Raw genomic sequence first — 11888 nt, 5'->3', positions numbered from 1 at the left:
TCTCCAGGGTTGATCAGGCACGCAGCCAGGCGGCGGCGTCGGCGGGCAGGTGGTCACCGTCGAGGTCGACGCTGGTCAGCAGCACCTCGTGGTGATCGGGCAGGTGGACCGGCGCGGTGCCGAGGTTGACGACGCACACGACGTCGTCACGGGTGAAGGCCAGCACGTCCTCGGTGCTGTCCAGCCAGGAGAAGCACTCTCCGCGCAGCCCGGGTTCGGACCGGCGCAGGACCAGGGCGGCCCGGTAGAGGGCCAGCATGGAACGCGGGTCGCGGTCCTGCACCTCCACCGAGCGCTCGCCCCACCCGGCGGCCGGCTGCGGCAGCCAGGCAGGGGCGCCCGACCCGTCCGGACTGAACCCGAACGAGTGATCTGAACGGGTCCACGGCAACGGCACGCGGCACCCGTCGCGGCCGGGGTCGGTGCGCCCGGAGCGGAAGTGCATGGGGTCCCGCAACGCCTCCAGCGGCAGATCCTCGACCTCGGGCAGTCCCAGTTCGTCGCCCTGGTAGACGTACAGCGCGCCGGGCAGCGCCGCGGTGAGGAGTGCCGCCGCGCGGGCCCGTCGCTCCCCGAGCGCCAGGTCGGTCGGCGTGCCGAACCGCTTGGTGGCGAAGGAGAACGAGCTGTCCTCACGGCCGTACCGGGTCACCGGTCGGGTGACGTCGTGGTTGGACAGCACCCACGTGGGCGGCGCGCCGACCGGGGCGTGCGCGTCCAACGTGGACTGGATCGACTCGCGCAGCTGCTTGGCCTCCCACGGGCGTCCCATGAAGTCGAAGTTGAACGCCGAGTGCATCTCGTCGGGACGCAGGTAGCGGGCGAAGCGCTGCTGGTCGTCCAGCCAGATCTCCCCCACCAGCACGCGCGGCTCGGCGTAGGAGTCGGCCACCGCGCGCCAGCCGCGGTAGATGTCGTGCAGCTCGTCGCGGTCGATGAACGGGTGCCCGCCCGCCTCGTAGGTTGTCGGCACCTCGGGCAGGGCCGGGTCCTTGACCGGCATGGACGCCGAGTCGACCCGGATGCCCGCCACGCCCCGGTCGAACCAGAACCGCAGCACGTCCTCGTGCTCGCGCCGCACGTCCGGGTGGTTCCAGTTCAGGTCCGGCTGCTCGGGCGCGAACAGGTGCAGGTACCACTGGCCGTCCGGCACCCGCGTCCAGGTGCCGCCGGCGAAGCTCGACACCCAGTCCGTCGGCGGCAGCTCGCCGTGCTCACCCCGACCCTCGCGGAACCAGAACCGCTCCCGCTCCGGCGAACCGGGCCCGGCCGCCAGCGCCGCCTTGAACCACGCGTGCTCGCTGGAGACGTGGTTCGGCACGACGTCGACGATCGTGCGGATGCCCATCCCGGCGGCGTCCGCGATCAGCGCCTCGGCGTCGGCCAGCGTGCCGAACGCCGGGTCGATGGCCCGGTAGTCGGCCACGTCGTAGCCGCCGTCGGCCAGCGGTGAGACGTACCAGGGGGTGAACCAGATCGCGTCCACGCCGAGGTCGCGCAGGTAGGGCAACCGGTCGCGGACGCCGTTGAGGTCACCGGTGCCGTCGCCGTTGAGGTCGGCGAAGCTGCGCGGGTAGATCTGGTAGATCACCGCGCCGCGCCACCACGGCCGGCCCGGGCTGTCCATCGTCACGATCTTCTCCCCTCATGGCACCACAAATGAACCGAACGTTGCCGGTCAGACACGGTTTAGCGCTATACTTGGTGGTGTGGGACACTAACCTCGCCGCAGCGCAGGTGTCAACGACGAGTCCGGTGTTCTGCGAAGGCGAGAGGAGAGATCGGGCCGGTGCGGGTGACCCTGAAGGACATCGCCAGGGCGGCGGGCGTGAGCATCATGACGGTGTCGAATGTGATCAACGGCAAGCACGAGCGCGTGTCGGCGGAGACGGTCGAGCGGGTGCGCCGGATCGTCGCCGAGCTCGGCTACGTGCCCAACGGTTCGGCACGCAGCCTGGCCGCCAACAGTTCCCGCCTCATCGGGTTGTTGGTGCCCGCGGAGAGCGAGGTCAGCCTCACCATCTCCCCGCACAACATCGCCATCGTCGGTCAGATCGAGCGCCGGCTGCGCCAGCGCGGCTACCACCTGTTGCTGCGCGGGGTGTCCGACACCGCCGAGATCGGCGAGGCGCTGCGGTCGTGGAGCCTGGACGGGGCCGTGCTGCTCGGCTTCCTCGACGAGGAGGTCGACCGCCTGCACCGCCGCGTCACCGGGGCGACACCGGTGCTGGCCATCGACAGCTACTCCGACAACCCGCTGACCACCGGGGTGCGCACCGACGACTTCACCGGCGCCCACCTGGCCACCTCACACCTGTTGTCCTTGGGTCACCGGCGGATCGTGTTCGCCGCGCCGTCGTTCACCGATGTCGGCGTCGTGCACGAACGCTTCCTCGGCTTCCAAGCGGCACTGCGGGACGCCGGGGCGTCGCTGCGGGACTGTCCGACCGAGACCGTCAACACCACCCACGACGACGGTGTCGAACTGGGCAGGCGCCTGCTCGCGAACCACCCTGAGGCGACCGCGATCTTCGCCACCGCGGACATCCTCGCGATCGGCATCATCGAAGGCCTGCACGACACCGGCGTTCCCGTGCCGGAGCGGGTCTCCGTCGTCGGGTTCGACGACCTGGACATCAGCGCCTACATCACCCCGAAGCTCACCACCGTTGCCCAGGACATCGTCGGCAAGGCGACCCACGCCGTCGACCGCCTCCTCGACCTCGCCGAAGGCGGGAACCACCACACCGAACCGCTGGTCCTCGACGTCCGACTCGTCGTCCGCAACTCCACCGCCGTCCCGCGACCGACAGCCAGGAACCACTGAGCAGCAAGCCGCACCCGCGGGCGTCACCCGACCCCGGCGCCGCCCTGGTGGAGGGCGCCCTCGAGTGCGGCATCGAGTTCGGCGAACAGCTGCTTCGGGGCACTTCCTCCGGAGCGGGTGGCGATCGCGGACCGGCTCACCTGGGCGCGGGTGGAGGTGCAGTCGCTGGTGCTGCGACTGTCGGTGCCGGAAGGCGACATCACGTGGGAGGCGCAGGCGGTGGTGGCGCACCACGTGCTGGAACGGACGCCGTCCCTGGCCGCCGACGACGGCAGAGACCAACCTGATCGTCCGCGGCGGCAACCACGGCTGGCCCCGCTGCGAAGGCACCTACGGCCGGCTGCGCACCGTCGAACCCTCCGCCGACGGCGGCCTGTGGCTGACCACCAGCAACCTCGGGGAGAAGGACAGCGTTCCCGACAACAGCAACGAGCGAATCCTCAAAGTCACACTCGGACGGTGAACCGGCCGCCGGGTCGGGTCGACCCGGCGGATCGGATCGCCCGGCTTCACCCGGTTTCGGTCAGGATCTCGTCGATGCGGCGCGATGCCGTCGCCAGGCCGTCGTCGACGCCCGCCTCGCCGCTGATGATGTTGCGGATGGCCGGTTCGAAGACGTCGTCGTGGATCTTCGCGAACTGCACGACGCCGGGCATGACGGGTTGGGCGATCCGTGCGTCGTCGGCGAACTGGCCCACCAGCGGGTTGTCGTTCGGCGGGTACTGGTCCAGCCGGATGGAGGGGTAGCCGGACCCCTTCATCCAGCTCTGCTGCGCCTGTTCCCCGACCCAGTGGGACAGGAAGCGGTGAGCGGCCCGCTTCTTCTCAGGGCTCAGTTCGGCGTTGAGCGCCAGCGACGTGGTCGTGCCCAGGGTGGCCTGTCGGAACGGGCCCGGCGGGACCGGCGCCAGGTCGAAGTCCACACCGGCCGCCTGGAAGCCACCGGTCGCCCACGGGCCGGTGATCGTCATCGCGGCCTTGCCGTCGCGGAACAGCTCCTCGGCCTGGGTGCCGGACAGACCGGTCGGCGACACGTGCTCGCGGGCCACCAGGTCGACCCAGGTCCGGACCGCACCGACCGCCTCGGGACTGGTGAGCGCGGACCGGGAACCGTCCGGCGTGAGGATGTCGCCGCCGTGGCCCCACAGCAGGATGGGCCACACGGGGATCGCCTCGTGGTCGGGCAGTGCGATGCCGTGCTGCTCGGGCACGCCGTCGTCGTCGCGGTCCCTGGTCAGCCGGGTCAGCGCGGTGCGCCACTGGTCCCAGGTGGTCGGGGGCTGGTCCGGGTCCAGCCCCGCCTCGGTGAACAACGCGCGGTTGTAGCAGAGCTTGAGGCTGGTGAACGTCATCGGCACGGCGTACTTCGAGCCCTGGTAGGTCACCGCGTCGACCGCCGCCGTGACCAGCGCGTTGGACGCGGGCTCCGCGGCGAACCAGTCGTCCACCGGCGCGAGCACGCCCTTCTGGGCGTATTGGGGAACCCTGGTGCTGTCGAAGGCCGCCAGGTCCGGACCGCCCTCCGAGAAGTAGGCGGGCAGCAGGTTCTGGAAGAACACGTCCCACGGCATGAGGCTCACCTCGATCCGCACGTCCGGGTTGGCCGCGTTGAACTCGTCGACGATCGCTTCGAGGGTCGACGGCGCCGGACCGGCGTAACCGCTCCAGAACGACAGCCGCGTCACCGACGTGGAACTCCGCTCCACGTCGGTGCCGCAGCCGGTGAGCAGCGCCCCGGTCAGCCCGGCCACGACGGCCAGCGCCGTGGCCGCACGCCGGACGGCGGCGCGAGGTAACCGCTCGTTCGCCGCCGCGGTCGGTCTCCTCGTGGTCCACGACCGGCGTGCGTCGCCGGAATTGCCGCGTGAAGCGGCCGGTGGGGATGTGCGTCTCACGTGATCAGTAGCCGATCTGGAAGGTGGCGTCCGCGCGGTCGACCGCGGTGAGGATGGGGTCGATGCGCAGGACGTAGTTGGCGTGCCGCAGGTAGCGGTCGGGGAAGTTGTGCGAGCGGAACGACACGCCGGCCGAGGACGCGAGGCTTGCGCCTTGGTCAGCGGGGTCCAGGAGTTGGTGTTGATGTCGCCGCTGCGCCACGCGTACAGCTCGCCGTTGACGGGTGCGAACGAGTCGCCCCACAGCCACCACTCGTTGCGGTTGTGCGCCTTGACCACGATCGGCGCCTCGATGCCGCCGCTGACCACACCCGTGGTGTAGGTGCCGCGGTCGAAGCTGCGCGGGTTGAGCGTGCTGGAGCGCGCGCCGTAGAGGCGTCCGTCGGCGAAGCTCTTGTAGTACAGGTAGTTCGTGCCGTTGCCGACGTGCACGTTCTGCTTGCGCATGATGAACGGGTCGCGCAGCCCACCGGTGCCCGCCGTGGGCGTGGCGACCGGGTTGCCCTGGTTGAGCGCGGTCCACTGCAGACCATCCATGCTGACCGCCAGGTGCAGCGCGTACCGGTCGGCGATCCGGGACGGGGATTCGGTGCAGTAACCCATCACATAGGCCGCGTCACCCGGCGCGGCGAGCGCGGCGAGTCGGCTCGTGCCCGCCAGAGCGACCGCAGCCACCCCACCGGCAAGAACAGTGCGTCGTTGCACCATGATCGGACAACTCCTCATCCGGACGAAGTCGACAAGTGGCCGGCACCACGAGGCTCGGAGGTTGGTCGAGACCTCGGCGACTCGTTCACGTGACCCACGTCACCGCTGGCTGTTAACGCTAACGGGCTGGGATGCTCCCCTCAAGGCCGTCTTTCGCATCAAGTGAAGATGCTTGGTGTTAGCGATAACCGGCTACGACCGTCCACTGCGGTGCTGTCGAACGCGAACGAGGCAGGGTCTGCGGCGGGCTGCTCGACGGAGCGGATTGCGCGAGCATTCGACCGGTGAAGGCGGTGGTGGGACGGGTGTGCGTTGTCGTATTACGGTCATGGGTGCGCCCACGTTGTTCCGCGCAGGCTCGCATGGCTCCGTCATGTGCTCGTGCTGTCCTTCGGGTGTGCGTCGATGTCTCGGGACGGAGCGGGTGGATGATGGATACGCAGCGGTTGGCCCGGCGGCTACAGGTGTCGGAGGCGATCACCGACAGCGCGCTGCGCGAACTCGACGTGGACAAGCTGTTCGAGGTGTTGCTGCGCCAGGTGCGGGAGCTGTTCTCGGTCGACACCGCCACCGTGCTCCTGGTCGACTCCGGTGGCGGCCACCTGGTGGCCAGGGCGGCCGCCGGCTTGGAGGAAGAAGTCCTCCAGGGCGTGCGGGTACCCGTGGGCTCCGGTTTCGCCGGCGCGGTCGCCGGTCGCCGCGAGCCGGTGCAGATCGACCACGTCGACCCCTCCACCGTGGTCAACCCACTGCTGTGGGAGCGTGGCCTGAGAGTGATGCTCGGCGTGCCGATGGTGGCCGAAGGCAGGCTGATCGGCGTGTTGCACATCGGCAGCACGGTCGCGCGCCGGTTCACCGACGAAGACTCGACCTGCTCCAGGTCACCGCGGAACGGCTGGCCACGGCTGCGCACCTGCACCGGTCGCGGTCCGAGCTCGCGGCGGCGGCCCTGCTGCAGGACAGTCTCCTGCCCGGCCGGCTGCCGACCACCGCCGACTGGGAGTTCGCGGCCCGCTACGTTCCCGGCGCGGAGAACGGTGTGGGCGGGGACTGGTACGACGGGTTCGAATTGCCCGACGAACGCATCGGCGTGGTCATCGGCGACGTGGTCGGCAGCGGGCTGCCGGCCGCCATCGTCATGGGACGACTGCGCAGCGCCCTGCGCGCCTACGCCCTTGAGTTCCCCGACCCGGCCGAGGTGCTCGGCAAGCTCGACCGCAAGGCCAGCCACTTCGAGACCCAGACCATGGCCACGGTCGCCTACGCCGTGATCGACACGACCACCGCCCGCGTCGACCTGGCGCTGGCAGGCCACCTGCCACCCGTGCTGGCCGTCCCCGGCGAACCGGCCCGTCTCGTCAACCCACCACTCGGACCGCCCATCGGGCACAACCTCGCCGTCACCGGCCGCGAGGGCACGACGTTCGACATGCCACCCGGCGCGCTGATGGGTTTCTACACCGACGGCCTGGTCGAACGCCGGGACGAGGACCTCGACACGCGTCTCGAGCAGCTCCGCCGGCAGATGACGGCGACCACTGCGGAGACCGTCTGCGCCGGGATCATGGCGCACCTGGTCGGCAACCAACCCGCCACCGACGACATCGCCCTGCTCGTGACCCGCCACCGCCCCGAACCCGCGTGACCGGTCCCGACACCGGCCGACCAAGGCGACACGGCCACATCCCCAACGGCAGTCAACCGAGCGGATCCCACCGGCAGTGGCCCGCTTCGACGTTCTCGCCACCCGTTGAACCGGGGAGACGCCACCGCGTCCACCCCGCCCGAACCCCGCGGCGCGGACGGCTCGGGCGAACGTGTCAGCGACCGGCGGGACCGCAGGCGGAGCTGTCGCAGGCGAGCACCGCCCATACCGTCTTGCCGCCCTCGGCGAGCCGGCGCACACCCCACTCCGCGGAGTACACCGCCACCATCGCCACGCCCCGTCCCCTGGTGTCGGCGATGCTCGACCGCCCCAGCACCGGCGGGAGCTGCGAGGTGTCGTCCACTTCGACGTAGACCCGGCACGGGTCGAGACGGTGGAACACCCGAACCTGAGCCCGACCGGGAGCGTGGTCGAAGACGTTGCTGACCAGTTCCGTGGCGACGAGCAGCACGTCCGAGAGGTGATCCTCGTCCAGCTCGGGCAGGACACGGGCGGCCCAACGGCGCACGTCGGCCATGGTCGGGGAATCGGGCCGGGCGGTGTCGAACCGCAGCGGTTCCGGATCAGCGGGATCGGCCACGGTGAAATCCCCTGTCCCGAGTTCTTGCGACTCCGACAGACTACGGCTGCCTGAAACGGTGCCGCATCGCCCGCCCGCGGTCAGGCGACTGCCGCTTCCGGATCTCCGCTGCGCACCACGCGGCCCTGGCCTCGTGGTCAGTCGCCATCGCCGTTCTCACGCCCCTCACCCTCGCGTTCCTCACCTTCGCCGACCTGCGGTTCGGTGCTGACGGGAGGCACTGTGCCCGGAGGCGTACCTGCTCCGGTCCGCTGGACGACCTGCGATGTCGAAGGCGGTGGGAGCGTCGTCCGGGTCGACGATTGCTGTTGCGTTGTCCGCACCGCCGGCCGGGTCGAGATGACGGCCACCGCCGTCGGTTCCTGTGTCGCTCGGGCGACCGTGGCCGACGTCGAGGAGAGCTGTGGTGGTCCGGTGGCAGGGATGGGCGGGGTCGGTTCGGCGCTGGTGCCGATGACGGGCTGGTCGTTGTCCCCGGCGATCGGCGCTTCGGGACCGTCGAGTGCGCTGAGCAGCACTGTTCCGGCTATCACCACCGCCGCGGCACCGCCGAGCAGCAGGTCGTCGCGCACCCGGCGGGTGACCACCGGCGCTTCAGCGGGTTTCGGTGCGGTGGCGGTGTCGAGGCTTGGCGGTGGCGCGTCGTCCAGGTGGAGCCGGCCCGCGGCGACGAGCAGCTCGGCGCACTCGGCCGCGGTGGGTCGTCGGCGGGGGCTCAGCCCGGTCATGGCGGTGAGCACCTCGCGCCACGGCCTGGGCAGTTCGTCGGGGATGAGGGGTCCGCGGTGCAGGCGGGCGAGTGCCGACTCGGCGTCACCGCCGGGGTACTCCGGCCGCCCGGTCAGGCACTCCAGCAGCACCAGTCCCAACGCGAAGACGTCGACGGCGGGCGTGATCTCGTCGCCGCGGACCTGTTCGGGTGCGAGGTAGGCGGCGGTACCGACCACGAGACCCGAACGGGTGATCCGGGTGACCTCGGCCTGCAGCGCCAGGCCGAAGTCGGTCAGGTAGGCACGCCGTTCGTCGCGGTCGAGCAGGATGTTGGACGGCTTGACGTCGCGGTGCACCACCTCGTGTCGGTGCACGTGGGCCAGCACTGCGGCGACCTGCGAACCGATCCGCGCGACCGACTCCGGCGCCAGCGGCCCCCGCATCCGCCGGCGCAGCGTGCCGCCCTCGACGGCCTGCATCACGAAGAACGGGTGCCCGCGGAACGACCCGGAGCCGTAGACCGCGATCATGCCCGGACACCGCAGCGCCGCCAGCACGTCCGCTTCGCGGGCCAGCCTGATCCGGTCCTCGCGCGTGGCCGCGCCCCGGAACAGCTTGATCGCGACCTTGCGCTCCAACACGGTGTCGAACGCCTGGTAGACCTCGGCCATCCCGCCGGTGCCGTACAGCCCGCCCACGGCGTACCTGCCGTCGATGACCTCGCCGGTCAGCTGTCCGTCCGACATCGGGCTGACCTCCACGGCTACGACACAGGGCACATCTCCCCGAACGTACCGCCGTGACCGGCGGCTACTCCGGTACTTCGGCCCCCGATAACGTGAGAGGCGTACCGGTTCCGTCACGTTCACCGACGTTGCGCGCCGGCGAACACCGTTCGTGCGTGCCGATCGACGACTTCGGCATCACGCACAACACGAAGGCCGGTTCAGGCGATCTCGGCGGTACGACCGGAGCGATCGCGGTCATCGTCACGGCGTTCGCGGTGAGGGCCGTGTTCTACGCGTCTCTCCGCCACGGACAGGCCGGGCAATACTCGCCGTCGGGTGAAGTACCGGCTACAGGTGGTTAGCCTGCCCACGTAGGCCGCCACGGGGCGGTCGTCCGGTGTGCGGGGCGAACCACGCGGAGGGTCGATGCAGGGTGAGGCGGAGGGGTCGTCGTCGGTGGATCGGGAGCCCGACTACCGGTTCACCCTGGCCAACGAGCGGACGTTCCTGGCGTGGATCCGCACGGCGCTGGGGCTACTGGCCGGTGGCGTGGCGGTCGGGCAGCTGGTGCCGCCGTTCGGGTTCCCCGGCGCGACGGTTCTGCTGGGGCTGATGTGCATCGCGCTGGCCGCGGTGCTCGCGGCGACCAGCTATCCCCGCTGGCGGGCGGTGCAGCGGGCGATACGTGCCGATCAGCCGTTGCCCAGCAGCCGGGTAATGGTCGTCCTGGCCGGCGGGGTGCTGGTCGTGACAGTGACGGCCGGGATTCTGGTGGCTGTCGGGTGAGCGGTCCCCGTGATCCGGGGTTGCAGCCCGAGCGCACCGACCTGGCGTGGCGGCGCACGGCGTTCAGCGCGGCGGCGTGTTCGGCGTTGTTGCTGCAGGTGGCGGCTCGCGGTGGCTGGGGCCTGCGGGTGGTGCCCGGTGTGCTGATCGCGCTGGTCGCGGTCGTGGCGGTGTGGGCGGGCAGACGGGGACGACAGCGCTGGCGGCGCGGAGCCGGTCCCGGCCGACTGCCACTGGCGGTCGGCGTGCTCACCGCGGTGGGGTGCCTGTCGGCGATCATGATGGTGGCGTGAACTCTCGGCGACCTCCTGGATGGCGCAGCGGCGAGGTCGACATGAGCACCGTGGGTGTCCTGCGGGCCGAGGTCGCCTCGCGGCTGAACAGCCGTCCCGCCGCGTTCGTGATCGATCTTTCGGACGTCGACTTCTTCGCCTCGACCGGTATATCGCTGCTGATGGAGACCGGGCAGCGGACGGGGCGTGACGGCATCACCTTCGCGGTGGTGGTCACGCGACGCCATGTGCTGCGGTCGTTGGAGGTCACCGGCACGGACAACGTCCTGCCGCTGTTCGGCACGCTGACCAAGGCACTGGCGACGCTGTCGCTGCACCGCCCGTCCGCCGCCGTGACTCCCCCTGCGGGTGAACCGGTGGCGTAGCGCCGCGGTGTGAAGCCCACTCGAATGGGTAGTCAGAGCGCGCCGGTTTCTGCGCAGAACGCGGCAGGACCAACTCCTCCGAGTGGTTCTGCCAGGTTCGGCGTGGTGTGTTGAGCAGCCAGCGCTCACGCTCCGGCCTGGTGGCGCGGTGCGGGTCGATCGGTCCAGCGCGCGGCGCGGTCCGCACCGGGCGCCCATCTCATCGGTCGTCCTTCGCTCTTCGCATCCGGCCCTACCGAACCGGCCCCCGGGCCGGGGCCGGTTCGACGGCATGCTCCGCTGCCGGACCGCTCGTCATGGTGGTCACCGCTGTGGCCAACCAACGACGCGGCGAGGCGGGGTGCACGCCCAGCACGGTGACGTCGGGACTGAAGGTGGCCAGCAGCGCGGTGCTGAGCAGGGCGATCAGCAGGCAGCCGAACAGCAGGTTCTGGGTGGAGGCGGCGGCGTGTTCGAGGTTGACCCGCCGGTGGCGGCGTCGGCGGCCACGATCGCCAGCGTCTGCACCGCGATACCACCCACCGCGTTGCTGTAGGCCAGTTCCGGTTCACCGGAGGCGGCGCTGACGCCGGTCATGACGATGCCCGACAGCGAGGTGATCAGTCCGAAGAACACCGCGCCGAAGAACGCCTCGCCCCAGCCGGTGCGGTCGGCCGGCGCGTCGCCCAGGGCGGCCAGCCGGACGGCGCCGAGCACGGTGACCACGCCGGCGCCCGCGAAGACCGCGATGATCCATTCCAGGGGCCATGCCGCCGTCATCGGGCCGGCCTGCCGGGTGCGCGCATGGGGCAGGTGTTGCCCGTCGGCCAGGTCCGCCTACACGTCGGTTCGGCGCGGCCGGAGATCCCCGGCCGGGTGGTGTCCTCGGGATGACGTGGGTCGGTCCACCGAAACCGCCGCGGCCACTCCGCGTTGCCGGACTGCCCCCCGTTGGGGTGACGGTCGTCGGCGATCCGGGCGGCGCGGCGAACAGGACCGTGGGCTCGATAGGGTGACATGGACCTGATCACCGACTATGTGAGGTGGAGTCACCAGTGGCTGTTTCCGTGGATCTGGCCAAGCAGTTGGACAAGGCGTACGAGGGGCTGAGCGTGGCCGAGGTCCTCGACGCGCCGGTCGCGGCGTTGGCCGGGGTCAGCGAGGGTGACGCGGAGAAGTTGGCCGCGGCCTTCGGGATCTAGTAGCGTGTCGCTGCTTAGTTGTGATGCCAGTGGCTGGGAGGCTGTTGTCCGGCAGGGCCGTTCCCTGCCGGACAAGGACTGGTGTGGTGGTGTCGCAACTGAAGCGGCCGGTCAGGTTGTCGGCGCGGGATCGTGAAGAGTTGATCCG

The 11888-nt window shown here is 70.6% G+C and carries 14 protein-coding genes and 2 pseudogenes; 10 read left to right on the top strand and 6 right to left on the bottom strand.

Annotated elements, in window-relative coordinates; genetic code table 11:
- Positions 1-13 precede the first annotated feature (13 nt).
- Positions 14-1627 (bottom strand): glycoside hydrolase family 13 protein, encoded by a 1614-nt coding sequence (locus tag A6A25_RS33690; protein WP_073897187.1) that lies wholly within the window; start codon positions 1625-1627, stop codon positions 14-16.
- A gap of 162 nt (positions 1628-1789) precedes the next feature.
- Between A6A25_RS33690 and A6A25_RS33685 the strand changes: the two genes are divergently transcribed.
- A complete protein-coding gene (locus tag A6A25_RS33685) occupies positions 1790-2827 on the top strand; it encodes a LacI family DNA-binding transcriptional regulator (RefSeq protein ID WP_073897138.1) in 1038 nt (345 codons plus the stop codon).
- A gap of 274 nt (positions 2828-3101) precedes the next feature.
- Positions 3102-3290, top strand: a pseudogene (locus A6A25_RS46010) (glucose dehydrogenase); the annotation flags it as partial.
- A 46-nt stretch (positions 3291-3336) separates the two neighbouring features.
- On the opposite strand, the gene A6A25_RS46970 reads toward A6A25_RS46010, so the two are convergent.
- On the bottom strand, positions 3337-4512 hold the full coding sequence (locus tag A6A25_RS46970) for an ABC transporter substrate-binding protein (protein WP_443217080.1): 1176 nt from the start codon (positions 4510-4512) through the stop codon (positions 3337-3339).
- Between the two features lie 214 nt (positions 4513-4726).
- Complete coding sequence (locus A6A25_RS46965; protein ID WP_198932955.1) at positions 4727-4849, bottom strand: AbfB domain-containing protein; 123 nt, start codon at positions 4847-4849, stop codon at positions 4727-4729.
- A 27-nt stretch (positions 4850-4876) separates the two neighbouring features.
- Between A6A25_RS46965 and A6A25_RS46960 the strand changes: the two genes are divergently transcribed.
- From A6A25_RS46960 to A6A25_RS33660, 3 genes and pseudogenes are all read left to right on the top strand, one after another.
- Positions 4877-5044 (top strand): hypothetical protein, encoded by a 168-nt coding sequence (locus tag A6A25_RS46960; RefSeq protein WP_198932954.1) that lies wholly within the window; start codon positions 4877-4879, stop codon positions 5042-5044.
- Positions 5045-5792: 748 nt separating this feature from the next.
- Positions 5793-6239, top strand: a pseudogene (locus A6A25_RS46700) (GAF domain-containing protein); the annotation flags it as partial.
- Positions 6185-7075, top strand: a complete 891-nt coding sequence (locus A6A25_RS33660; protein WP_338013245.1) for a PP2C family protein-serine/threonine phosphatase — start codon at positions 6185-6187, stop codon at positions 7073-7075. The pseudogene A6A25_RS46700 and the gene A6A25_RS33660, both read left to right, overlap by 55 nt.
- Positions 7076-7250: 175 nt before the next feature.
- Here the strand turns inward: A6A25_RS33660 and A6A25_RS33655 are convergent, their stop codons facing one another.
- Together A6A25_RS33655 and A6A25_RS33650 are read right to left on the bottom strand one after the other, a co-directional pair.
- A complete protein-coding gene (locus tag A6A25_RS33655) occupies positions 7251-7676 on the bottom strand; it encodes an ATP-binding protein (RefSeq protein ID WP_073897131.1) in 426 nt (141 codons plus the stop codon).
- Positions 7677-7813: 137 nt separating this feature from the next.
- Positions 7814-9133, bottom strand: coding sequence for a serine/threonine-protein kinase (locus A6A25_RS33650; RefSeq protein ID WP_143193587.1), 1320 nt, complete (start codon positions 9131-9133; stop codon positions 7814-7816).
- Between the two features lie 155 nt (positions 9134-9288).
- Between A6A25_RS33650 and A6A25_RS33645 the strand changes: the two genes are divergently transcribed.
- The 4 genes from A6A25_RS33645 to A6A25_RS33630 all read left to right on the top strand — a co-directional run bounded on the left by A6A25_RS33645 (position 9289) and on the right by A6A25_RS33630 (position 10559).
- Positions 9289-9477, top strand: a complete 189-nt coding sequence (locus A6A25_RS33645; RefSeq protein WP_143193586.1) for a hypothetical protein — start codon at positions 9289-9291, stop codon at positions 9475-9477.
- A gap of 64 nt (positions 9478-9541) precedes the next feature.
- On the top strand, positions 9542-9901 hold the full coding sequence (locus tag A6A25_RS33640; RefSeq protein WP_073897126.1) for a YidH family protein: 360 nt from the start codon (positions 9542-9544) through the stop codon (positions 9899-9901).
- Positions 9898-10194: a DUF202 domain-containing protein gene (locus A6A25_RS33635; RefSeq protein ID WP_073897124.1), complete on the top strand. Its 297-nt coding sequence runs from the start codon at positions 9898-9900 to the stop codon at positions 10192-10194. Before A6A25_RS33640 ends, A6A25_RS33635 begins: the two co-directional genes overlap by 4 nt.
- A complete protein-coding gene (locus tag A6A25_RS33630; protein WP_338013244.1) occupies positions 10164-10559 on the top strand; it encodes an STAS domain-containing protein in 396 nt (131 codons plus the stop codon). The genes A6A25_RS33635 and A6A25_RS33630 overlap by 31 nt, the downstream gene beginning before the upstream one ends.
- Positions 10560-10964: 405 nt before the next feature.
- Here A6A25_RS33630 and A6A25_RS33625 read toward each other — a convergent pair whose 3' ends face one another.
- Entirely contained in the window at positions 10965-11318 is a 354-nt protein-coding gene (locus A6A25_RS33625) for a hypothetical protein (protein ID WP_241829064.1), read from the bottom strand.
- A 275-nt stretch (positions 11319-11593) separates the two neighbouring features.
- On the opposite strand from A6A25_RS33625, the gene A6A25_RS44360 reads away from it, so the two are divergent.
- Positions 11594-11740: a hypothetical protein gene (locus A6A25_RS44360; protein WP_158073863.1), complete on the top strand. Its 147-nt coding sequence runs from the start codon at positions 11594-11596 to the stop codon at positions 11738-11740.
- The last annotated feature ends 148 nt before the right edge of the window (positions 11741-11888 follow it).

It is taken from the genome of Saccharothrix sp. CB00851 (assembly GCF_001905065.1).
Lineage (GTDB): Bacteria > Actinomycetota > Actinomycetes > Mycobacteriales > Pseudonocardiaceae > Actinosynnema.
Note: the sequence above shows the minus strand (reverse complement) of the source record. Positions and strands in the feature narration are given on the sequence as shown.

Excerpts from the sequence above, each read along its gene's own strand:
- A6A25_RS33625 (WP_241829064.1), bottom strand. The coding sequence starts at position 11,318 with ATGACGGCGGCATGGCCCCTGGAATGGATCATCGCGGTCTTCGCGGGC.
- A6A25_RS33690 (WP_073897187.1), bottom strand. The coding sequence starts at position 1,627 with ATGGACAGCCCGGGCCGGCCGTGGTGGCGCGGCGCGGTGATCTACCAG.
- A6A25_RS33640 (WP_073897126.1), top strand. The coding sequence starts at position 9,542 with ATGCAGGGTGAGGCGGAGGGGTCGTCGTCGGTGGATCGGGAGCCCGAC.
- A6A25_RS33650 (WP_143193587.1), bottom strand. The coding sequence starts at position 9,133 with ATGTCGGACGGACAGCTGACCGGCGAGGTCATCGACGGCAGGTACGCC.